Genomic DNA, 23,882 nt, shown 5'->3' with positions numbered 1-23,882 from the left:
GTCCTCACCTTACTTCGAAAGTATCTCTTTGATACCATCACTTAGAGTAGTCAATTCTCTTCCAAGTACGTTTTGCAGATCACTGCTATTCTCATTTAACGAGCCATTGTCAATTGGATCCTGGAAGGAAGCATATAATGAAGCTGTTTGATTGTCTAAGCCTTGATTTTCTAAATCAAGAGTATACTCCTGTTTAGAAACCTGTGCAACATCACATGGCTGAGCAAGTGCCTTATTTAAAGCTTCTCCTAGCACTTCATATGTAACTGCTTTGCCTGAAAATTCATAAATTGCTTGTGGATTTTCAGAAGTAAGAACTTTTGCAGCAGCTTCCGCATATTCACGCTCAAGAGCCCAACCTGCTTTATTACCTGCCCAGTAAATAGCCTTTTGGCTCGTCTTTCCACTTTCAAAAAAGCCAGCCTCATTTTCTAGATACCAATTGTTTCGTAAAAATGAATGTGGGATGTCTGCTTCTTCAATTAGGTTTTCTGTCAGCTTATGGTCAGCTGCCAATGCAGTTTTTGAAGATTGCGCATTAGCAAAACTAGTATAAGCTACAAAACTCACATGATTTTTTTGAAGTGCAGAAACAACATTCTGATGTTGAACACTACGCTCTACCGAACCACCAGGCTGTGATGAAATAAAGAGTACTCGATCAATTCCTTTAAGTGCGTCAGTCATTTCTTCTGCACTATCATAATTGCCTTTTCTAATTTCAAAATCTGGGAAAAGTTGTTGAGCCTTTTGCTCATTTCTAGCGATAACAATAATATCTTTTGGATCAACTAACTTTGATAAATAATTGACTGCTAACAAACCAAAGTTGCCTGTAGCAGCAGTAACAGCATATTTCATTAATAAACGCCTTTCTTTCATGTTGGTTTATAATTAACAAGTTATATTATACTAGATGTTGAAATAAAAACAACATGTTTAAGAAAAATAAAAGCGCTAGGAAAATCCTAACGCTTCTCATACTTATTTATTTAACTTGAAATATTTACGCACGAATGGTTTTAAGCTTCTTAAAACAGTTTCAAATAGTAAGAATACAACTACACCATTAATTGCACCTTTTAATAAATTAAATGGCACAATGATTCCGAAAATGTAAGCACTCATTGATGGAATATGAAGTAATTGCCCTAAATAAACCTTTTCTGTGAAGTTAAGTAAACCAGAATAACCGTGAATAGCAGGTAGATTTGGTACTGTTGATACAGCATAAATTGGTGTTAGAACAAGTGCATTCAATGTTGCCAAAACAATTGTCATTGCGACAATCCCGATTAATATTCCCAAAAGTGGCTTCAGATGCCTTTTTGTTGTGCTTTTTTCGTCAACAGAAAGATCTTTAGTAACAAAGTAAAACGGTAGTGCGAATGACATGGATGCAAGTAAAGCAGCTAATTGACCAATAATACTTGGTAACGCGAAACCCTTATATATCAAATCAATTACCATTCTGATAAAAGCGATAAACAAGCCAGGCAAAGGTCCAAATAAAAATGTTCCAATTGTCACGATAACATCCGAAAAATCAAACTTCAAAAAACTGGCAACAGGCAACGGAAAAGCAATTTCCATTAAAATGAATGCAATTGTACCGATTAAAGCGTATGCAATAATATTGGCTAAATTACTAGTATTTTTTCTTTTCAATATGTTTTCCTCCAAAAAACAACAGGTCTGTTGCTCCTAGCAACAGACCCGCTTAAATGGAATGAACCCATATCTCATATACATCATTCACAGCTTAAGTTTAGTCTGTCTTCTTTCATCTAGACTTTAACTATCGGTATCATAACTGATTCCACCACTTACGTGGGTCGTGGACTCTCACCACCGGTCGGGATTTTCACCCTGCCATGAAGACAACAAACTTATATTTAATTACAAACATATACTAGTCCACATGCTTTAGCCTGTCAACTTCAGCATGAGATAATTCACGATATTTTCCTGAAACAAGAGATTCTAAAGTTAAAAATGAATAGCGCTCACGTGACAGTTTAATAACCTGATGCCCAACTGCTTTAAACATTCGCTTAACTTGATGGTAATGTCCTTCGTGGATAGTAAGCTGCACAATTTGGAATTTTTTCTTTTTATCAGTGCGAACAACTTTAACCTTGGCACGTGAGCTTTTACGATGATCAATTTCTACACCAGAGGATAATTTTTTAATTTCTTCCGGTGTTAATTGACCTTCAATTTTAGCTACATAAACTTTGGCTACCTTGTTACGTGGATGCATCATCAAGTTAGCTAATTCACCATCGTTTGTCATTAATAACAAGCCTGACGTATCATAGTCTAAACGACCAATTGGATATAACCGATAAGGTACGTCTTTAAAGAAGTCAACCACAGTCTTACGTCCCTTATCATCCTTAACGGTTGAAACAACGCCTCGCGGTTTGTAGAAAAGATATGTATGCAGACTCTCACGCTCAATTGGCTCACCATCGACGGTAATATTACTGAAAGTATCAACTTTTGTGCCAAGCTTAGTAACGACATTACCATCAACCGTTACCCTACCTTCTTGAATTATTTTTTCAGCACCTCGACGTGAAGCAATGCCTGCTTCCGCAATAACTTTTTGTAATCGTTGTAAGACCATTATTTTTCTCCCTTTTGTGCCTTGGCAATATTTTCATCAGCTTTTCCTCTTGCAGAGAATAAATCAATTTCTCCCTCAGAGTTAATGCTCTCATCTTCAAAATCTTCTATTAAAGGTAAATCAGCCAAACTTTGATAGCCAAAATATTGTAAAAAGTACGTTGTAGTTACATATAAATTTGGATGTCCTGGAACATCTTTTTTTCCTTCAGTTTTAATCAAACCGCGCCAAACCAAGGTTTGCAAAGCACCTGAGGAATTAACTCCCCTAATTTCATCTATTTCAACTCTAGTAATTGGCTGTTTATAAGCAACTATCGACAGAATTTCAAGTGCCGACTGACTGAGTGTTTTTGTAACATCTTTTTGGAAAAAGTTCGAGACTAACTCACTTACTTCAGGCCTTGTAGTTAATTTATAGCTGTGATTTATATACAATACCTGGAGGCCAGAATCAGGGTCTTTACTTAGTTTGTCAGCTAACTGCTTGGCCAGTTCTCGCAATGCAGCATGCTCCACTTGCATCAGATCACACAAGTTACTGGTTAGTATGCCGCTATCCCCTGCCACATATAGTAGAGCCTCTAATTGAGCTATTTTACTTATCATTTTGGTCTATTCTTTCTAGTTCTAAGTCACCGAAGGTATGTGCCTGCTGCACTCTGATTTCCTGCTTTTTACAAAGCTCAAGTAATGCTAAGAACAAGCCGATTACATCAGATAAATTCTTCATTTTATCCGTACAAGAAAAAAAGCTAATTTTTCGTTGTGTAGCCAATTTTTGGTGTAAGTAATCAATCATTTCGGTAATTGGCGTTTCCTTGACGTCAACCGAGACAGCATCAGGCTGTCTAATTTTTAACCGCTGCAGAACCACAATAAAGGTATTTGCCAATTCTGAAGAGGTAATTTGTCCTAATGGTAGCGGCTGAACTTTTTTAGTTTGCGGAACACTTTCTTCTTTAGCAGCAGTAATCGGAATCTCCTCATTTCGTTCTTTAAAATAAGCAGAAATCTTTTTAAAAACTGAGTACTGCACTAATTGTTGAACAAGTTCATCCCTTGGGTCTTCTTCAGGCCCCTCATCTTCCGTAAAATCGTTTTTGGGCAATAAAGACTGTGACTTAATTCGTAACAACATTGAGGACATCACAAAATACTCACCAGCAATTTTTAAATTTAATCTTTGCATTTCATGCAAATAGGATAAATATTGACTAGTGATTTGTGCAATCGGAATATCATAAATATCAATTTTTTGCGATTTGATTAAATGAAGGAGCAAATCTAATGGTCCCTCAAAGTTTGGTAATTCTAAAGTTAAATTACTGTTCATCTTTTAATTATCTTTAGTTAAATATTTTACTAAATAAATGTATTCTGGTACGGCGGTAATCTTTTTGTTCGGATTACTGCTTGCCAATTCTTGCATTATTTTACTCTCTGTTTTGGCTTGACGATAATCTGGCGCCAGTGAGAGATAACGTACAACAATAAACTCATTATCCCATTGAGTTCCCATTACACCAACAAAGTTAGGATCATCATCCCGATACAAAAACAGCCGAAATTCTTCACTATTTTTATTGAGTTCAATTTCGTCTCTTAAATTATCCAAATTTTTAAAATCTGGCAAGTAGGACAATAAGCCCATTGCCACTTTTTCTTTATCTTTTTTACATTGAATCAGCATACAATCACCTAGGTTCGTGGATGTGTTTTAGCATACACTTGCAAAATATGCTGCTGCGATAAATTAGTATAAATCTGCGTCGTACTGATATCTGAGTGCCCTAATATTTCTTGCACCACTCTTAAATCAGCACCATTTTCAAGCAAGTGAGTTGCAAAAGTATGGCGTAATGTATGTGGAGTAACATTTTTCTTGATTCCAGCCATTTGACAATAACGCTTAATAATTTGCCAAACAGCCTGTCTAGTCAATGCACCACCACGATTATTCAGGAAAATGGTGTCGGTGTATTTGCCAGATTTTAAAAGAAGCGGATCTCTTACTTTCTCCTGATAACTCTTAATCCAAGAAATTGCCACATCACTAATTGGTATCAGACGTTCTTTTGATCCTTTGCCCAATACTTTCAGCAGCTTTAGTTCTTCGTGCAGGTCACTAAATTTCAAATTAATTAGTTCACTCACCCTAATTCCTGTTGCATATAAAGTTTCTAACAGGGCTCGATCTCGTATGCCCAATTTTTTAGTTACATCGGGTTGATCAAGCAACTTTGTTACCTCATCAACACTTAATGCTACAGGTAAACGGTGTTCTTTTTTGGGTGAATCAATTTCAAGCATGGGATTTATTTTTTGAATGTTTTGCCTAACCAGCCATTGATAAAATTTTCTTAGACTTGAAATCATCCTACTAATCGAACTTGTTGCTTTATTTAAATCACGCTGTTCGGCTAAAAAAGCATCTATATCAACCGCTTTTGTTGGCCAAGAATCGAGTCCTTCTTTTTTCAAAAAGGCCAAGAAATCCATTAGATCTTGTCGATAAGCAAAAATTGTATTATCACTTAATCCACGTTCAATTTGACTATAGCGCAGATAATCTTCAACATCTTCTTGCAGTTTATTCATTTTCTTCAGCTTCAGGATCATTAATTAAAGTAATCGATCCTGCTTCCTTATCTTCTGAAATGTATCTGTTTTTAAGTAAATGGCCCACAGCACGTTTAAAAGCTGACTTAGAAATGCCAAAGTAGTTTTTAATTTTCTGAGCATCTGACTTGTCATAAAAAGGCAAGGTCTTATCTCTTTTACGACGTAAGCTCATCAGAATCATTTGAGCGTCATCATCAATTTCTTCAAATGCGCGCGGCAAACTACTTAAGTTTAAGCGTCCATATTGACTAATGCCCACTACACGACCTTTAAATTGTTCACCAACACGTAATGGCTGTGCCATTTGTGAAGCATGAACGAAAGCCAAATAATAGTCACTAGTAATGACAAAAGCACCTACATCGCGACTAGAATACACTGTTCCAAAGACATCTTTATTTTTCATATCAGTTGGAAAGTGAGCTGAAAGTTGTTCAAAAATATCTTCATCTGCCAGCTTGGCCCAGATACGGTCTTTATCATCTGTTTCAAGATGAACTAAAAGCTGATCATCTTTTCTTGGCCATACATCTTTGTTAAAAGGTAAATCATCGACTGATAAAACAACATCTTTATCAGGCAACCCGATATCAACAAAAACCCCTAAGTCAAACCTTACATCTGTCACTTTACTCCAGCCGTACTGATCCGCTTGAGCAAAAGGTAAAAACTGGGTCATTTGGCGATTGTGCTGTTTATCGTCATACAGAAAGCCTTTTACTTCATCACCAAGTTTAGGTGGTTCTTCTTGAGTTATTTCTTTACGTTTCAGCTCATAAGTAACACCCTCAATTTGAACGTAATAGGCATCATCATTTTGATCGATGACCTTTCCTTTTGCAATTGTGCCAAGCATAAAATTCTCCCTTTAATTTTACATATTCTATTCACTAAGTATAACATTTTACCACGTAATATTTTTCTTAAGAAGCAATTTAATTTATTTACAAGGTGATAAGAAAAAAGCAAAACAAAAAAGCCAGCTAACTAAGCTGACTTTTTCGTTTAAAGTTATTAATTAAAGGTTTGAAACTTCACCTTGGTAAATTGCACCACGACGAGCATCAACAGTAACAGTAGTACCACCAGCAATCTTTTCAGTTGCATCAGTTACACCTACAACTACTGGAATACCAAGTGATAAACCAACAACTGCAGCATGTGAAGTTAAGCCTGAAGCTTCAACAACTAAACCTGAAGCCTTCTTAATAGCAGGCATGTAATCAGGATCAGTGTTCTTAGCAACAAGGATATCACCTTCATTAGTCTTGCTAATTGCTTCTTCAGCACTGTTTACAACAACTGTTTTACCAACAACTGAACCGTTACCAACGCCTAAACCTTGAGCTAATTTGCTACCAATGATTTGAAGCTTCATTAAGTTAGTTGTACCTGAATCACCAACTGGAACACCAGCTACGATGATTACTAAGTCGCCATCCTTAACGTAACCTTGTTCTTTAGCAACTTTAGCAGCTACATCAAACATGTCGTCAGTTGAAGCAGGTTTTTCAGTAAGTAATGGTTGAACACCCCAGCAAATGCCAAGTGAGTGTTGAATCTTTTCGTCAAAAGTCAAAGCTAAGATGTTAGCATTTGGACGGTATTTAGAAATCATTCTTGCAGTGTAGCCAGAGTTAGTTGCAGTAATGATAGTCTTAACACCTAATTCTTGAGCAGTACGGACAACTGATTCACCAATAGCTTCAGTAACGTTTGAACCCTTGTATTCTTCAAATCTTTGAAGAGCTAAAGTGTTACGCTTAAGAAGTTCTTGTTCAGTTCTTTCGTCAATTTCAGCCATTGCTGAAACAGCTTTAACTGGGTAAAGACCATTTGCTGATTCACCTGAAAGCATAGTTGCGTCAGTACCGTCAAGTACTGCGTTAGCAACGTCAGAAACTTCAGCACGAGTTGGACGAGGATTTTCTTGCATTGAGTCAAGCATTTGGGTTGCAGTGATAACTGGCTTGCCAAGTGCATTAGCTCTCTTGATTAAGTCCTTTTGAACAAATGGTACATCGATAAATGGAATTTCAACACCCATGTCACCACGAGCAACCATCAAACCATCTGAAACTTGTAAAATTTCGTCTGCGTTATCAATACCTTCTTGTGATTCAATCTTAGGATAAATCTTAACATAATCACAACCAGCATCTTCACAAAGCTTACGGATATCAAGAATATCTTGAGCTTTACGTGCAAATGAGGCAAAGATAAAGTTAATACCGTGCTCTAGACCAAACTTGATGTCATCAGCGTCTTTATCAGTAATTCCTGGGAGGCGGATTTCAACACCAGGTGCGTTAACACCTTTCTTAGAACCAATAACTCCAGTATTTTGAGCTTCACAAACTAATTCTTTCTTAGAGTCGTCTTTTTCTTTAATTAATAAATCAACTAAACCATCATCAATTAAAACATGACCACCAACGTGAGTATCACCATATAGACCTTCATAAGTAACATGAATCATGTCCTTATTACCAGGTTTTGAAGCATCCATTGAAACGCGGATTTCGTCACCGGTATTAATAGTGAACTTGCCACCTTCTTGATCAGTGGTTCTAATTTCAGCACCTTTAGTATCCAAAGCAATACCAAGAAGTATTCCAGTTTCTTTTTCAACTTGGCGAACCATCTTCATACGTGATAAATGCTCAGCATGATCACCGTGTGAAAAGTTGAAACGAAATACGTTTACGCCTGACTTAGCCAAAGCTGTAATAGTTTCAATATCGTTTGAAGCTGGCCCTAAAGTACTAACAATTTTAGTTTTCTTCATTATGTAAAATTCTCCCCAAAATCGACTAAATTATTTAGTCATTTCATCATTTATATCTAATAACGTCTCATCACTGCGATGAGTATCATCAAACAGGTCTAAGATATCGTGTGTTTCAAGTTGCCCATTCTCCATGCCGACAGCCAAACCGCCTTTACCATCGAGAAGCAACTTAACGGCATAATTACCCATCTTAGTTGCATTAACTCTATCCAGAACTGTTGGTGATCCACCACGTTGCATATGACCTAAGATATTAGCTCTAGCGTCAAAGTCACCGTATTTTAGAAGTTCAGTTCTAAATTCTTCGGCATCCATTACGCCTTCAGCTAATACGATAATACCATGATCCTTACCTGCTGCAAAGCCTCGCTTAAGTGTCTCAGCAATTTCTTTAACATCGTATGGACGTTCAGGAACAACAATTGCATCGGCACCACTTGCTAAACCAACACGCATAGCAATATCACCACAACCACGTCCCATTACGTTAACAATGAACACACGGTGGTGGCTACTTGCAGTATCACGAATCTTGTCAATTGCTTCTAACGCAGTATTGCAGGCAGTATCTAAACCGATTGTGTAGTCAGTACATGGAATATCATTATCAATTGTACCTGGTAAACCGATTGAGTTAATGCCAAGACGAGTTAAGGCTAAGGCACCGTGATAAGAACCATCACCGCCGATTACGATAACAGTGTCAATATCATGCTTCTTTAGTTGTTCAACTCCCTTTTTTTGCACCTCTGGTTGTGCAAATTCTGGGAAACGTGCACTATATAAAAATGTGCCACCTAAACTTATCATGTGGTCAACGTTTTCAGCAGTAAGCGTAACAAAGTCACCAGCAACTAACCCGGCAAAGCCATAACGAATACCAACGACACCAAGCCCGTTATGAATTGCAGTCTTAGTAACAGCTCTAACAGCTGCATTCATGCCGGGAGCATCGCCGCCGCTCGTTAAAATACCAATTCGCTTCATGAATTCACCTCATTAATATTTATTGTGTAATTTCTCACATCCACTAAATTCTAACATTCTTTGCCAAAAAAATCTCAAAAAAATGACTTATTTTACCGTTTTATCGGTCTTTTTGCTTGTTAGCGCTAACAGTCATTACTCACCAAAAATTGTTAGAAAAAACGCTTTATCCCTTAAAGTTCACTACTTTTATGTTCAGTAAAACGTATTGTTTTTTACTTGAATCAAAGCGATCATTTTGAACTTTAATATTCAGAAGGTAAATATCACCCTCCTTTAAAATAGACTGGGCTTTTTCATAAACATTTGGAAAAATAACAATATCTTCTCTACTTGAAGAATCAACAAAATTAGCAAATGCCATCGTTGTATTTTTCTTAGTTTTGACAAGTTTTAATGTCATCAGTTTTCCTACTGCGACACCAATTTCGTTAATTTCAAACTCATTAAGTGCTTTTGCATGAAATTTTTCGGCATACTTTTGTACCGCAACTATTGGTGATGTCATGGTCGAAAAGCCTAGTGCTTCTTGCTCCATATCAGCTTTTTCAGTACTAGTTGGTGCTTCAGCTGGTTTTATTGGTACGCCACCCAAGCTTTCCGATAAAGCCAAATTGTTACCAGTTAGTTCAATATTTTCAATAATCTCTGGGCTATTTTTGAGTAATTCATTTCGATTATTATTTAAACTATCAAAGCACCCTGCCTTGATTAAAGGTTGAATTAACTTAACTTTTAAAAACTTGGAATCAATTCGACGCAAAAAATTAGTAAATGAAGTAAAAGGTTTATTTCCGCGTGCTTTTAAAATTTCCTTAAGTGCATCAATTCTTATACCCTTGATTGCGCGAAGACCAACCAGAATTCGGCCATCAACCATCTGATAATTTAAATCACTCTTATTGATATCAGGCGACAAAATTTTCACTCCAGCTCCTTGAGCACGCATAATGTAATCACTAATTTTAAAGTGATTACCACTATTAGAATTTAGCATTGCGGCATAAAATTCTGCTGGATAGTGAACCTTTAAGTATGCGAGCCAAAATGCCATTTTAGTATAGGCAACTGCATGGGAACGATTAAAACCATAGTTAGCAAACTGCTCAATATAGCTGTATACACGTTCTCCTACTTCACGAGGGCGTCCATTTTTTACTGTGCCCTCAATAAATTTATCTTTTTCTTGATCAATGACTTGCTGGTTCTTTTTAGACATTGCCCGACGTAAGATGTCGGCTTCACCTAAAGAAAAGCCAGCTAAAATCTGAGCTGTTTGCATAACTTGTTCCTGGTAAACCAAGATACCATACGTTGGTGCCAAAATTTCCTTAAGGCTTGGATCCGGATAAGTAACTTTTTCCTTTCCTCTTTTCCGAGCAATAAAAGAATGGATATTTTGCATTGGACCCGGACGATATAAAGCATTAACCGCAACGAGATCTTCAAAGTTATCCGGATGAAGCTCACGAAGAACATTCTTAATCCCACCAGATTCAAATTGAAAGACTAAATCCGTATCCCCTTTCTGGAAAGCTTCCATTGTCTTTTGATCATCAAGCGGTATTTGATTTACATCAATTGTCTTACCTTGACTCTGAATCATATCTACAGTGTCACCCAGAATTGTTAGGTTACGGAGTCCTAAAAAATCAATTTTTAATAAGCCAAGGCTTTCAACATACTTTTTAGTTTGTTGTGTAATCGGTATACCGAGCTGACCGGCTTGCAATCCAGAAATCGCTGCAATTGAGTTATCGCTTAAAACCAACCCAGCAGCATGGATTGAGTAATGCCTTGGCAGGCCTTCAAGCCCCTTTGCCGTTTCAAAAAGGAGCTTATTCTTCGAACTAGCGTCAACCAATAAGCGCATTTTATTAGAATTTTTATAAGACTCTTCAAGTGAAATTTTTGTTTTAGAAAACGGCACACTTTGCGACCACTTACTCATTTCAGCTTCACTTAAACCAAATGTACGTCCAGTATCACGTAAAACTTGTTTAGCTGCCAAAGTACCAAATGTTAAAATTTGCGCTGCATGATCCATCCCATACTTTTCAAACATATACTTGATAACATCATCTCGGCGATTATCAGGAATATCTAGATCAATATCAGGCATTTCGTGTCTTGAAGGATTCAAAAAACGCTCAAACAGAAGATGATATTCAATTGGATCAACTTCCGTGATCCGCAATGAATATGAAACAAGTGATCCACAAGCTGAACCACGTCCCGGACCTGTGACAATTTTAGCACGATGGCAGTAATTAATTACATCCCAAACAATTAAAAAATAATCGTTAAAGCCCATTTCATCAATTATGCCTAATTCATAATCAAGTTGTTTTTGGTAATTAGCAGGAATTGACTTATTTTTAAACCGAGCCTGCAAACCATTTTGCGCCAAATAAGTAAGATATTCTTTTGAAGTTGGAAATTTGTTTTGTTTATATTTTGGTAAAACAGGTTCTTGAAAAACAATGTTAGCGTTACATTGCTCAGCAATTTTCCAAGTATTCTCTAGTGCTTCATCAAGGTCCAAATCATGGTACCTGATGCTTAATTCTTGCGTACTTGGTAAATAATGCGAGCCTTCTTGCTTAGCTAGTGATTCGATGTCTTCCATGACAAGACCATTTTTTACAGCCTGTAATGTTTTCTTTAAAAATTGATCATGCGGTTTCAGGTAGTTGGTATCTTCCAGGCTAACAATTGGTAGTTTAAACTGTTTAGCCAGTTCTTTAACATATGTAAGATAAACTTCCTGTTTTTTCGAGCCATATACTCCCAAGTACAGAGAGCTTGTTTCTGGCACCAAATTAAGCAGCTTTCGTACAAAATCGTTGCCGAGCTGGTCATCCTGCTTTTGTAAATTAAGCAACTCGCTATATGAATTTGCCGGAACAATTAAAACTAAATCACCAAGATCTTTAGCCAATTTGTCTAAAGTTAGTATTTTCTTATTAGCCCCATTCTCAGTTAATAAGTTAATCCTACTAGATAAGCGTAGAATGTTGCGATAGCCCTCATCAGTTTTTGCCAATGCAATTATGTCATATTGGTGCGAATTATCAATTAGGCCGTTTAATCTGAGCTGCATCCCTAAAATAGGTTTAATGCCAACATCTTGCGCCACTTCAAAAAAGTTAACTAGACCATAGGTAACATTTATGTCAGTTAGGCTAACTGCCTCATAACCTTCACTTTTAGCGGCAATTAAAAGATCTTTAATTTTAATTGGACTTTCAAGAAGTGTGAAAGAACTTGTATTTTGTAAAGCAGCAATTTTCATTTGGCATCTTCCCTTCTATTAAAATTAGTATACCAAAAACTACTCTTTTAGTTTGAAAACCTGCCCAAACTTTGCTAAAATTCTCCTATGAAAGAGGGCAACACTATGGGACGTTATATTGTAACCATCTGTTGGAGCGTTGTTTATATGTTAATTGTGGGCTTTATTGCGGCTCCTTTAACGCAAAACGTCTTCAACCTAGGTGAAGCTGCTATTATTGGTGTGATTTTTGGTGTTCTATTTGCCGCTATTATCCCAACAATTACAGCTCATTCTGTTAAAGATAAAAGTCAATACACTAAGCTAAAATAGATCTTAAAAAGCCGCTAGCATAGACTGCTAGCGGCTTTTTTGTTTTAATAAAATTTATAATTTTTTCTTGGATCAACTGGTATCTTTGCTTGAGTTAAAAATTCTTGAAACATTTGGACATAATCTTTATCAAGTGTTTCCTCAATTTTATCTTGACTATAACATGGATAAAAGCCGCCACCCATTGCCCGATAATTGTTAACTGCTAAGTAGTAGCTCTTTTCTGGCTCAATTGCTCTGCCTTTTAGCTCAAATTTGGTTAAGCGCTGGCCTACTTCTCTATCAAGATCAGCTTCATAGTCAATTGGATAAAAAACGTCAAAGTTAAATAATAAATCTTGATATTCAGGTGCAAAACTAATTTTTCCTAGATCATCTTTTTTTAAAAAAGATAAACTATGTTCAACAATTGCTCGTAGTTCAGAGCCTAAAACCTTTACTTTGCATAACAAATTGGAATACGGATAATTTAGCAAAATGTCACGCATTGTTACTTCTTGTTTAAAGCCTTTCGCCGTTTCACTCATCACTGCAGTGGCTGAAACATCTGCTCCAGTAAAATAAAGTTGCATTTGCTGTAACAAGTTAACAAACGGTGATCCCTCAATCCGCGCTTTATTTGCATCTTCAATTGGTGCTGACTGGCTTAACTTTGCTATCGGCTGATCCAGCCATTTTTGTGTATTTTTGTTTAAATCCGTAGAAAGATTAATAATTTCTGAATCAGGAGTGGCTTCTGCAGTATCAATCAACATTGCCTTTTTAGAGATGATTTTTTTAGTCTGTTCGTCAATCTCTAATACCACTTTTCCGACGGCTTCACCGCGATATCCTGGCTGTACAATTGCTGTGTTATTAACTACCGCACTCATCTTTTTGTGCTGATGCCCTGTCAGGAAAACATCAATTTCTGGAATTTCAGCCAGCATTTTGTAGCCTTCGTTTTCTCCTGTTGCTGGTTCAGTTTGCATACCACTTTCGGGATCAGCTTCAAAGCCACCATGATAAATTACGGCTAAAACATCTACTTGTGGGCGTAGAATTTGCGCATAATACTTTGTTTGAGCAAATGCAGAGGCAAATCTAAGCCCCGCGACATGTTCCGTAGGTTCCCATGAAGGAACTTTTTTAGTTGTAGAACCAATTAATCCTACCCTGATTCCATTTTTATTGACGATTAAATAGTCTTTTCCAAAAGCTGGTTGACCGTTTTTTTCATCTAAAACATTGTCATTTACAAATGGCGCTCTACTATTATCAATGCAGTAGTTTAAGTAATTAAGTCCATAATTGAAGTCGTGGTTGCCCAAGCACCGCGCATCATAGTCGATTGCATTATATAAAGAAAGAAATTCTTTCACCTGCACAATATTTTTAGCTGATCGAGCAAATGAGGCTAATGGCGAGCCCTGCAGAAAATCGCCGGAATCAGTAATGACAACATTATCCTTTCCATACGTCTCCTGTTCACGCTTGATGACGCTACTAACCCTACTTAATCCAAAAGGAGCATTGCAATCTTGGCGACTTTGATAGTCTGTCGGTAATATATAACCATGTAAATCACTTGAACTTAAGAAAACTAATTCCATCTTGTCTAATCCTATCTACGTGAACAAATTTTAGGTAAAAAAAAGACACCCTTAATTGAGGTGTCTTTAAATTAGTTGTTGTCGCTTGCGTTAGTTTCACTAACAACTTGACGACCCTTGTAATAACCTTTAGGTGAAACGCGGTGACTCAAACGGTATTCACCAGTAGTTGCATCATAGTGCATTGCTGGAACAGCTAACTTGATATGGCCACGACGTGAACGTTTCTTTTGCTTAGAAGTATGTCTCTTAGGAACTGCCATTTTATTTGATCTCCTTTATTGTAGAATTACGTTTTTAGGTCACTAATAAAACAGTGCCTAAAACACTTCACGTTTGTTAATGATACTATTGTATCTTAAATAAATCAAGATATATTAGTTATTCTTGTCCCTTTTATGCCCATTTGCTCCAAAAAACCAGCCAATTAAGACGCCTATAATAATCATTAACACTAAAATAATAATTAGTGGTACCTTGACATTAAACAAGCCGAAATTGATTGCAACATTTTTGGTATTAAGTACGACAAAAATCACTGCTAAAAGAGTAAGGATCAAGATTAAGATCAATTTTATTTGTCTTGTCTTATTTTTCATTTATCGCACTACTTTCTTGAGGCAAACTTAAGGGATAATTTATCCCCAATTGATGGAAATAGATTATAAAGCTTAGCTAAAGTGGCCAAACTAAGCGGAATATTTAATTCACGCTTATTGCTACCAAAGAAGTGAACCACTTGCCAAGCAACATCATCAGGATCAAGAATGTATCTTTCAACGTTTTTAACATATTCACCACTTTTATCAGCAATATTAAAGAAATTCGTATAAACAGGGCCAGGATTGACCGTCATTACTTTAACACCGAATGGCTTTAGTTCTAGACGTAAGACATTTGAAAATTGAATTACGGCAGCTTTTGATGCACTATAAGCAGCCGATTTTACAGTTGGAACCTTGCCAGCCATTGAACCAAAGTTAATGATTTGACCAGTCTTTTGGTCCATCATTAGTCTTCCGATCAATCTAGTAAAGTACATCAAGCCCAAAACATTAACTTGGAACATTGCAGTAACTTCACGGCGATCCATTTCAACAAAATTTTCAAATTTACCGAAGCCGGCACAGTTAACTAAATAATCAACATGTTTAGTTACTTTAACAATGTCCTTGAAAGTAGCATCAATTTGCTCACTTTCACTCATATCAGTAACAAAGCTGTAAGTTGGTGCACCAGATAGTTCATGTGCCTCAGCTGCTACCTTTTCCAACTTTTCTTTGTTTCGTGCTATCAAAATTACGGTTGCACCGCGTCCCGCACTTTCTAAAGCAATTGAATGGCCTATGCCACTGGATGCCCCAGTAACAACCACGACCTTATTTCTTAATGAGTCACTCATTCTGCTCACCCTCCATTGGAATTATTACCCGGTCAAAATCATTCGCTAATTTCGTATTAGGGAAAATTTTTTCGGCTTGATTTACTAGTTTTCTGGCTTTTGCCCCTAAATATCTGGCTGAAATATGATCCAAATATAAGCTCTTTACTCCATTATCGCGCGCAATTTTAGCTGCTTCAACCGCTGTTGAATGAAAATATGAATGCGCTAAGTCGGCTTCATGACCAGCAAAAGTTGATTCATGGACCAATACATCAGCATCTTTAGCAAGCTTTGCAATTGTTGGCGTAGAACGAGTATCGTAAATAATTGTAATTATCCTACCTGGCTTACTTGGTCCTAAAAAATCATTTCCATCCAATATTGTACCATCGTCTAAGGTCACTTTTTCACCATTTTTAAGTTTACCAAGTAATGGTCCATTAGGAATATTATATTGCGTTAACTTACTCATTAGCAACTCACCTTGATGGTTATCTTCAACTACGCGGTAACCAAAGCTTGGAACACGATGCGCAAGTTTTTCTGCATATACTTTAAATCCTTGGCCTTGGAATATTAGACCACCCTCTTCAAGTTGAACAAACTTGATTGGATAGGATATTTTTGTACGCGAAATTTTAAGGGCAGTGCGAACAAACTGTTCTAGTCCTGGAGGACCATAAATAGTTATCGGACCTACATCTCCTTGAAACGATCTGGTTGCAAGCAAACCAGGTAACCCAAAAATATGATCACCATGATTATGAGAAATAAAAATTTTGGTCACTTTTCGCAATCTAATATTTGTACGTAAAATTTGATGCTGTGTTGCTTCTCCAACATCAAATAACCAAATTTCGTTAATTTCATCTAACATTTTAAGTGCAATACTCGAAACATTGCGCTGCTTAGATGGCTGCCCTGCACCCGTTCCTAAAAATTCTAATTCCATATGTCCCTCGTTCTAATATTTGGCGTTTTTTGTGATTGTTTTGACGATTAAAGCACTGTAGTACTTTGATCCTATTGGTGTTGGATGAGTCAAATCTTCGTAAAACCAGTCAGTTTTATTTTTAGAAAAATCATACCAGTCAATAATTGTAAGATTGTGATAACGTTTCGCCGCATGTGCCAGTAATTTATTTACTTGATTCTGCCATGGTTTATTTGGTACGTGTGTATTTATCCAAAAAACATGGCGCTTTGGACCAACTTCTTTCATCAACTGCTCTAAATCAGACATGGCAAATGGCCCATTTGTACCTAAGCCAATTAGCACATTGTCAGCAAGTGCATGTTGGGCCTTATATTGACTAACCAATCCAAAAGCAACATTTAGCTGACGTGAAATAGCCGCATCAATAATTGCTTTCGGCATTAACTTAGTTAAGTCATTACTCGAACCGGCCATGACCGAATCACCTATTGCAGTAAGGCGCACTTTTTGTCCCAGCTGTAGGTCAACTTGGCTAATCCCATATTTTGTATAGGACCGATTTAAAGGATGCTTTTTAGCACTTCGCTTCGCTTGAGCTATCAGCTTGCTCTTTTTTTCATCCTTCTTTTTTGCCTTTTTCATTTTTGCAATCAAAGCTTTATTATCTTTGTTTTGTTGCTTTCGATTTGCACTGATTCTTAAGGCAAGTTGGGATTTATTAAAGTCTTCCGCCTTAACCGTTGGCGAAACAAGCATTGCAATACTACCAACGATAAAAACTAAGCCAATTAAAGCTGTTCTTATTCTAAGAAAATTGTTTTTGGCATCCAAGTCACGTAATCTGAAGAAAAAAGCTTTACATTTAGCCCAAGTAATCTTCCCCAGTGGCTTTTCAATAATACGATATGAAACTTCACTGAATACTAAAATTAATAATAGCTCAATTAGTCGGTATAACACCACATGATCGGCCATATTAGTGACCTTATCTTCAAAAAAGATCATAATTGGAAATTGATACAGGTAAATACCATAACTCCTAGAGCCCAACCAATTAAAAATTGGATTAGTCAGCCAGCTATTCCAATGGCTTCCCGGATGAGCAATGACGCCAACCAAAATAACAGTAAAAATAGTGAACAGTAGCATGCCGCCATAATATGGGAAGCCCTTTTCTGGATTCATTGTTGGACCAAAGAAGAGAAAGAGCATCGTAACTAGCGATATCGCACCTACAATATCAAGTAATGTCGTATCTATTTGCTCAATTCGAGATTTCATTCTGTCCATTGGCCAAATAACTGCAAACGCGGCACCTAGACCAAGTGAAAAGAAGCGTGTATCAGTCCCATAATATATCCGATTAAGATCAACGCCGGTTTTATACATTATTGCCATTTCCAACGCGGAAAGGATGGACATACCAAAAAGAATTTCAAAGATTCTCTTCCTTTTTTTACCGTATTTTACGAGTAAAAAAATCACTAGTGGCCATAAAATATAGAACTGTCCGTTGATTGACATTGTCCATAAATGCGTGAAGGGAGATTCATTTGTCGCAAAACGCTCAAAATAACTCTGCCCGTTAAAAATTTGCCAGAAATTATAGACATTTAATAGATTAGCAATAACAATTTGATTTAATTTCGCTAATAAATTTCGTTGAAATAAAATAATATAAGCAGCAGCTAGCCATAAAACAGCAATTAAAGATGGATATAGCTTCTTTAACCTACCTAGATAGAATCTCTTAACGTCAAAGTATCCTTCCTCATCATAAGATTTAAGTATCTGACATGTAACCAAATAACCTGTTAAAACGAAAAAAATCGGCACTCCAAGATAGCCTCCAATAAAAGTATTAGGATCCAGGTGATATAAAATCACACCGATAACTGCTAACGCTCTGAGTCCAGAATATCCCGTAATAAACCGATTTTTTGCCATTTTTCTACTTTTCTATTTTTAATTATTGCACAAATTCAAAATTAAATGTGCCAATTATTACATCGTCGCCGTCAACGGCTCCTTTTTCACGTAATGCTTCATCCACACCAAGGTTTTTCAATTTACGTGCTAAACGGACAACACCGTCTTGATAATCAAGATTTGTACGTTTAACTAAATTCTCTAAACTTTCACCCTTAATTTCAAAAACATGATCTTCAAGTTTGATAACTGTAAATTCATTCTTCTTAGGTGAACTATAACGATATTCTTTAACTTTTTGAACAGCTTTTGGTTCTTCTTGGGCTTTTTCTTTTTCAACTTTTTCGACTAATGAAGCTGTATCCTGCATTAAGACATCAACTCCCTGATGCGTAACGCTAGATATTGCATATACCGGCTCCGTAATGCCTGCCTCTTTCAAGTTTTCCTTAAATTCAGCCAGTTTTTCTTCAGAACCAGGAATATCCAATTGTGTTGCTACAATTAGCTCTTTTTTGTTTTTAAGTTCTTCGTCATAGAGCAACAATTCCTTACGGATTTTTTGATAATCCTCAAGTGCATCACGACCATTTTCAGGATCCATTGATACTAAGTGTAAAATAACTTTTGTTCGCTCTATGTGTCGTAAAAACTGAATTCCCAGTCCAACACCTTGACTTGCACCTTCAATTAATCCAGGCAAGTCAGCCATTGAAAAGTCTCGACCATCTGGTAAGATGACCATCCCTAAATTAGGAGTTAATGTGGTAAATGAATATGAAGCAATCTTTGGTTTGGCTTTGGTAACAACAGAAAGTAAAGTTGATTTACCAACTGATGGAAAGCCAACTAAGCCAACGTCTGCCAGAACCTTTAGCTCTAAACGCAAGACACGGTCTTCACCAGGCTCACCATTTTCGGCAATCTCAGGTGCAGTGTTGACACTTGTAGCAAAGTGAATATTTCCACGACCTCCACGGCCTCCACGTGCAACAACTAATTCCTGCTTATTTTCAGTTAAATCGCCAATTTCTTCATTAGTATCAAAATCATATACCGTTGTTCCAATCGGGACGCGCAAATATAAGTCCTTTGCGCCGCGACCGTATTGTGATTTGATACGGCCATTTTCACCGCTTTCAGCTTTAAATTTGCGCCGGTAACGAAAATCCATCAAAGTTCTTAAGCCGCTATCTGCAACAAAAATAATGCTTCCACCACGGCCACCGTCTCCACCAGCGGGTCCGCCATTAGGAACGTATTTTTCATGGCGGAAAGCAACCATACCATCCCCGCCTTTACCGGCTTGAACTTCTATCTTAGTCTGATCGACAAATGTAGGCATGCTAATTCTCCTTCCGTCTTCTCTAACTTTACTACTATACCACAAAAAAGCAGCTCTTTTGTGGTAATTTAATTGCTATAACGTTAATTTTACTGTTTGTGCTTGCGGGAGTGTCAAACCTACTTCGCGCAACTCATCAATTGATGCTTCTTTAATTTTCTTAATTGAGCCAAAATGACGCAATAGCTTGTTTCTACTCTTCGGACCAATTCCTTTAATTGAGTCTAATTTACTCGATAAAGCATTTTTCGCATGTGTCCGCCGATGGAATGTAATTGCAAAGCGGTGAACTTCATCCTGAATCCTAGTCATCAAATAAAATCCTTGTGATTTTGGATCTAGTGGAATCAGTTTCATTGGCACGCCGTTAATCGGATCACCATACAATAGATGATTGGTTCTATGCTTATCATCTTTAACCATTCCTGCTACAGGGATATTAAGGTTCAGCTCATTACGTAAAACGTCTTGACAAGCATCTACTTGGATTTGACCACCATCCATTAAAATTAAGTCAGGCATCGCTTTATGCTCACGTAAAAGTCTTCCATATCTTCGACGCACAACTTCTCTGGTATTGCGAACTTCATCGCCACCATTTTGATGTTCAACTTCTCCCTTTAACTTATACTTTCGGTAAGAATTTTTGTCTGGTTCGCCGTCTTTAAAAACGACCAAAGCAGAAACAGGATCTGTTCCTTGAATATGAGAGTGGTCAAAACTTTCGATTACATGGCCATACGGTAAGCCAAGTGCATCAAAAATTTCTTTTTGCGCACCTTTGGTTTTTCTATTTCCTAGTTCCAGCAAACGAAATTTATCATCGAGTTTAAGCTTAGCATTCTCTTTAGCCATCTTTAAGAGTGCGCGTTTTTGCCCTCTTTTTGGTGTTCTTACAGGGACCTTTAATACTTCACTTAAGGCTTCATTATCAATTCCTTCAGGTACAAGAACTTCCTTAGGAAGAACTCGATTTTTCTGACCATAAAACTGAACAATAACTGATGCAAAAGCGTCTTCAGGATCACCAGTATCTGTCAAAGGATACATTCTTGTTTCTCTTCTAAGCAATTTTGCCTGGCGTAAGAAAAACACTTGAACTGAAATCCATGATTTATCAACGTAAAAATTAAAAATATCGCGTTGAGTATTATCGTTAGAAATGATTTTCTGCTTTTCGACTGTTTCTTCAATATATTTGAGTTGATCACGAATATCAGCTGCTCGCTCAAACTCAAGGTTTTGCGACGCCTCTTCCATTCTTTGATTTAACTCTTGCTTAACAGAAGCAATATCACCGTTCAAAAAGCTTTTAATCTTTTTGATTTGGGCATCATATTCTGATTTAGGAACTGTCTTAAAACATGCTCCTAGGCATTGACCCATGTGATAATACAAGCAAGGTCGCTTTTGCTTACCGTTACACCTTCTTAAAGGAAAAACTTTTTGAATAAATTTCAGAGTTGCCTGAGCAGCATAAACATTAGGATATGGACCAAAATAATAGCCGCCATCTTTTCTAACAATACTAGTTAGTTTTGTCTGCGGATCCCGTTCATTGGTAATTTCAATGTAGGGATAACCTGTACCCTGCTTCAACTGAACGTTATAGTACGGTTGATACTTTTTAATTAAAGTTACTTCTAGAAGAAAGGCTTCTTTATCAGTTGAAACGGTAATAATATCATAGTCCCTAATTTCATTAACTAATTCAGCCCTTCGACCAACTTGGGTGCTCTTAAAATAAGAACGTACTCGATTTTTTAGATTTTTTGACTTTCCAACATAAATTATTTTCCCGTTGATATCCTTCATCAAATAGCAACCAGGTTTAGCAGGAAGAAGTTTTAACTTGTTTTCAATTAATTCTGACGCCAAAAAATCACCCCTTCTCTAAATTTGCTTTATCAATTTTAACACAAAATACGAACTAGTGATTCTGTCAGCTTTTATTCTTACTACCTATTTTTATACTAGCTTGTCACAGCTTTTTCAATTATAATTATCAAAAATGAAAGGAAAAAAGCCATGGGCCTAACATATAAAAAACAGGATGAACTGGAAAAGTTATTTGATAAATTTGCGACAGTTCCAAAAGACAAAAAGAAAAAGCTTACTAAAGATAAAGACGATAAGAAGAAGAAAAAATGACTCTCAAGATGAGAGTCATTTTTTTTAAAGCTTTTCTTCTATCCAGTCCCATACTTCTTTGACATGCGTTTTATTAACTGAACTATATGTTAGAACAGTAACATTGTCATGTGCCAAATCAAGGTGCTTCTTTAAATTGGATAGTACTTTATTTTCTTGGTTTTTCTTTACCTTATCAATTTTAGTACAAACAACCAAAATTGGTAAATTAAGATAGAGCGAATAATTATACATCGCAATGTCATCTTTAGTCGGCTCATGGCGTGAGTCAGTTAATAGGATTAAGCCTTTTAAATTTTCTCTAGTTTCAAGATAATCTTGAATCATTTCACCAAATTGTTGCCGTTTTACTTGAGAAACCTTCGCATAACCATAGCCAGGAACATCGACTAAATAAAATTCTTCATTAATAATATAAAAATTTAATGTCTGCGTCTTACCAGGTTGCGATGAAGTTCTAGCAAGGTTTTTTCTTCCTAATAATGAGTTAATCAAACTTGATTTACCCACATTTGATCTACCTGCCAAAGCTATTTCAGGAAGTTGATCCTTAGGATATTGTTCTTCTTTTACAGCACTGATTGCATAGTCGCTCGTTTTAATTATCATTTGCGGCCTTAATTTCTTCACTATCTTCATCAGCATTTCGCCGAATTACATTTGGCTTTGCTTGATCAGTAATAACTTCTTTAGTAACTTCAACCTTTTCAATATCAGGTTCACTTGGTGTTTTGTACATTATGCCCATCATTGCATTTTCAATGATTGTTCTCAAACCACGTGCACCCATGTTACGTTCGATTGCTAAATCTGCAATTGCTTTAAGCGCACTATCAGTGAATTCCAAATCAACTTGATCAAGCGAAAGCAATTTCTTGTATTGTTTTACCAGCGCATTCTTAGGTTCTGTTAAAATTCTTACCAAGTCTTTGCTGCTAAGTTTATCAAGCGTCGCAATGATTGGAATACGACCGATAAATTCTGGAATCATACCAAATTTAACCAAATCACCTGTAGTTAAATGCTGTGTCCATGAATCATCTTTTGTTTTGTTCAGTTCATTTTCTGCACTAAACCCGATAATTTTTTTACCCATACGGTTTTTAACGATTTGTTCAATTCCATCAAACGCACCACCAACGATAAACAAAATATTGGTGGTATCAATTTGAATCAACTCTTGTTGTGGATGCTTTCTTCCCCCTTGAGGTGGAACTGAAGCAATGGTACCCTCAAGAATTTTTAGTAATGATTGCTGTACTCCTTCGCCGGAAACATCACGAGTAATTGAGACATTTTCAGATTTTTTGGAAATCTTGTCTATCTCATCAATATAAACAATTCCTCGTTCAGCACGTTCAATGTCGTAATCAGCGTTTTGTAAAAGCTTTAATAAAATATTCTCAACATCTTCTCCGACATAACCAGCTTCAGTTAAAGTTGTTGCATCAGCAATTGCAAATGGAACGTCGAGAATACGAGCTAAAGTTTGTGCCAAATAGGTTTTTCCTGAACCAGTTGGCCCAATTAAAGCAATATTTGATTTTTGTAATTCAGTTGAAGAGTCAATATCCATTTGACTTATACGTTTGTAATGGTTATAAACGGCCACTGACAGTACCTTTTTTGCCTGATCTTGGCCAATAACATATTGATCAAGCTGTTGCTTAATCTCCATTGGCTTAGGTAAGTCTTTGGCTTTTTTGAGTGAATCTGATTTTAATTCATCGTCAATAATTTTTTTGGATAAATCAACACATTCATTACAAATATAAACGCCATTGCCAGCAATCATTTTCTTAACTTGATCTTGTGTTTTATCACAAAAAGAACATCTAATTTCATCCTGATCAGTAAACTGTGATGCCATTCTATTCCTCCTAATATCTACAAGCTTAAGGGT

23 protein-coding genes and 1 riboswitch are annotated in these 23,882 nt (G+C 36.6%); of the genes, 2 read left to right on the top strand and 21 right to left on the bottom strand.

The features are described from left to right. Positions 1-9: 9 nt before the first annotated feature. From H3R25_RS02295 to H3R25_RS02245, 11 genes are all read right to left on the bottom strand, one after another. On the bottom strand, positions 10-861 hold the full coding sequence (locus H3R25_RS02295; protein WP_198194194.1) for an NAD(P)H-binding protein: 852 nt from the start codon (positions 859-861) through the stop codon (positions 10-12). 123 nt (positions 862-984) lie between these two features. Next, entirely contained in the window at positions 985-1,668 is a 684-nt protein-coding gene (locus H3R25_RS02290) for an ECF transporter S component (protein ID WP_232349868.1), read from the bottom strand. A gap of 103 nt (positions 1,669-1,771) precedes the next feature. Then, positions 1,772-1,886: riboswitch (FMN riboswitch) on the bottom strand. Positions 1,887-1,912: 26 nt separating this feature from the next. Then, positions 1,913-2,632 (bottom strand): pseudouridine synthase, encoded by a 720-nt coding sequence (locus tag H3R25_RS02285; RefSeq protein ID WP_074425397.1) that lies wholly within the window; start codon positions 2,630-2,632, stop codon positions 1,913-1,915. Continuing rightward, on the bottom strand, positions 2,632-3,240 hold the full coding sequence (scpB, locus tag H3R25_RS02280) for an SMC-Scp complex subunit ScpB (RefSeq protein WP_198194193.1): 609 nt from the start codon (positions 3,238-3,240) through the stop codon (positions 2,632-2,634). The genes H3R25_RS02285 and scpB overlap by 1 nt, the downstream gene beginning before the upstream one ends. Further along, positions 3,230-3,967 carry a ScpA family protein gene (locus H3R25_RS02275; RefSeq protein WP_198194192.1) on the bottom strand — a complete coding sequence of 246 codons (738 nt, stop codon included), beginning with the start codon at positions 3,965-3,967 and terminating at the stop codon, positions 3,230-3,232. Before H3R25_RS02275 ends, scpB begins: the two co-directional genes overlap by 11 nt. 3 nt (positions 3,968-3,970) lie before the next feature. Beyond that, positions 3,971-4,324: a hypothetical protein gene (locus H3R25_RS02270; RefSeq protein WP_046306817.1), complete on the bottom strand. Its 354-nt coding sequence runs from the start codon at positions 4,322-4,324 to the stop codon at positions 3,971-3,973. An 8-nt stretch (positions 4,325-4,332) separates the two neighbouring features. Beyond that, entirely contained in the window at positions 4,333-5,232 is a 900-nt protein-coding gene (gene xerD / locus H3R25_RS02265) for a site-specific tyrosine recombinase XerD (RefSeq protein ID WP_109715450.1), read from the bottom strand. Next, positions 5,225-6,112, bottom strand: a complete 888-nt coding sequence (locus tag H3R25_RS02260; protein ID WP_198194191.1) for a S1 RNA-binding domain-containing protein — start codon at positions 6,110-6,112, stop codon at positions 5,225-5,227. The genes xerD and H3R25_RS02260 overlap by 8 nt, the downstream gene beginning before the upstream one ends. Positions 6,113-6,274: 162 nt before the next feature. Continuing rightward, positions 6,275-8,044, bottom strand: coding sequence for a pyruvate kinase (gene pyk / locus H3R25_RS02255; protein WP_046306812.1), 1,770 nt, complete (start codon positions 8,042-8,044; stop codon positions 6,275-6,277). Between the two features lie 30 nt (positions 8,045-8,074). Beyond that, on the bottom strand, positions 8,075-9,034 hold the full coding sequence (pfkA, locus tag H3R25_RS02250; protein WP_046306809.1) for a 6-phosphofructokinase: 960 nt from the start codon (positions 9,032-9,034) through the stop codon (positions 8,075-8,077). Positions 9,035-9,200: 166 nt separating this feature from the next. Further along, complete coding sequence (locus H3R25_RS02245) at positions 9,201-12,329, bottom strand: DNA polymerase III subunit alpha (protein ID WP_198194190.1); 3,129 nt, start codon at positions 12,327-12,329, stop codon at positions 9,201-9,203. Between the two features lie 105 nt (positions 12,330-12,434). Between H3R25_RS02245 and H3R25_RS02240 the strand changes: the two genes are divergently transcribed. After that, entirely contained in the window at positions 12,435-12,641 is a 207-nt protein-coding gene (locus H3R25_RS02240; protein WP_109715446.1) for a YjzD family protein, read from the top strand. Positions 12,642-12,685: 44 nt separating this feature from the next. Here H3R25_RS02240 and H3R25_RS02235 read toward each other — a convergent pair whose 3' ends face one another. The 8 genes from H3R25_RS02235 to uvrC all read right to left on the bottom strand — a co-directional run bounded on the left by H3R25_RS02235 (position 12,686) and on the right by uvrC (position 21,706). Further along, entirely contained in the window at positions 12,686-14,233 is a 1,548-nt protein-coding gene (locus H3R25_RS02235) for a bifunctional UDP-sugar hydrolase/5'-nucleotidase (RefSeq protein WP_198194189.1), read from the bottom strand. Between the two features lie 71 nt (positions 14,234-14,304). Next, complete coding sequence (gene rpmF, locus H3R25_RS02230) at positions 14,305-14,496, bottom strand: 50S ribosomal protein L32 (RefSeq protein ID WP_046306801.1); 192 nt, start codon at positions 14,494-14,496, stop codon at positions 14,305-14,307. Positions 14,497-14,610: 114 nt separating this feature from the next. Further along, a complete protein-coding gene (locus tag H3R25_RS02225; RefSeq protein ID WP_046306800.1) occupies positions 14,611-14,832 on the bottom strand; it encodes a lipopolysaccharide assembly protein LapA domain-containing protein in 222 nt (73 codons plus the stop codon). An 8-nt stretch (positions 14,833-14,840) separates the two neighbouring features. After that, positions 14,841-15,635: an SDR family oxidoreductase gene (locus tag H3R25_RS02220; RefSeq protein WP_109715444.1), complete on the bottom strand. Its 795-nt coding sequence runs from the start codon at positions 15,633-15,635 to the stop codon at positions 14,841-14,843. Beyond that, complete coding sequence (gene rnz / locus H3R25_RS02215) at positions 15,628-16,569, bottom strand: ribonuclease Z (protein ID WP_046306797.1); 942 nt, start codon at positions 16,567-16,569, stop codon at positions 15,628-15,630. Before rnz ends, H3R25_RS02220 begins: the two co-directional genes overlap by 8 nt. Positions 16,570-16,581: 12 nt before the next feature. Beyond that, positions 16,582-18,501: an acyltransferase family protein gene (locus tag H3R25_RS02210; protein ID WP_198194188.1), complete on the bottom strand. Its 1,920-nt coding sequence runs from the start codon at positions 18,499-18,501 to the stop codon at positions 16,582-16,584. Positions 18,502-18,523: 22 nt separating this feature from the next. Next, on the bottom strand, positions 18,524-19,828 hold the full coding sequence (gene obgE / locus H3R25_RS02205) for a GTPase ObgE (RefSeq protein ID WP_046306795.1): 1,305 nt from the start codon (positions 19,826-19,828) through the stop codon (positions 18,524-18,526). A gap of 75 nt (positions 19,829-19,903) precedes the next feature. Next, a complete protein-coding gene (gene uvrC, locus H3R25_RS02200) occupies positions 19,904-21,706 on the bottom strand; it encodes an excinuclease ABC subunit UvrC (protein ID WP_198194186.1) in 1,803 nt (600 codons plus the stop codon). 150 nt (positions 21,707-21,856) lie between these two features. Here uvrC and H3R25_RS09085 point away from each other — a divergent pair, with 150 nt between their 5' ends. After that, positions 21,857-21,979 (top strand): SPJ_0845 family protein, encoded by a 123-nt coding sequence (locus H3R25_RS09085; protein ID WP_255409602.1) that lies wholly within the window; start codon positions 21,857-21,859, stop codon positions 21,977-21,979. A gap of 24 nt (positions 21,980-22,003) precedes the next feature. On the opposite strand, the gene yihA is transcribed toward H3R25_RS09085, so the two are convergent. Beyond that, on the bottom strand, positions 22,004-22,588 hold the full coding sequence (gene yihA / locus H3R25_RS02195) for a ribosome biogenesis GTP-binding protein YihA/YsxC (protein WP_198194184.1): 585 nt from the start codon (positions 22,586-22,588) through the stop codon (positions 22,004-22,006). After that, positions 22,578-23,849, bottom strand: a complete 1,272-nt coding sequence (clpX, locus tag H3R25_RS02190) for an ATP-dependent Clp protease ATP-binding subunit ClpX (protein WP_187157886.1) — start codon at positions 23,847-23,849, stop codon at positions 22,578-22,580. Before clpX ends, yihA begins: the two co-directional genes overlap by 11 nt. Positions 23,850-23,882: the final 33 nt, after the last annotated feature.

Origin of the sequence: Lactobacillus sp. M0390 (assembly GCF_016102085.1) — a bacterium.
Taxonomy (GTDB): domain Bacteria; phylum Bacillota; class Bacilli; order Lactobacillales; family Lactobacillaceae; genus Lactobacillus; species Lactobacillus apis.
This window is presented reverse-complemented; position numbering and strand designations above follow the sequence as displayed.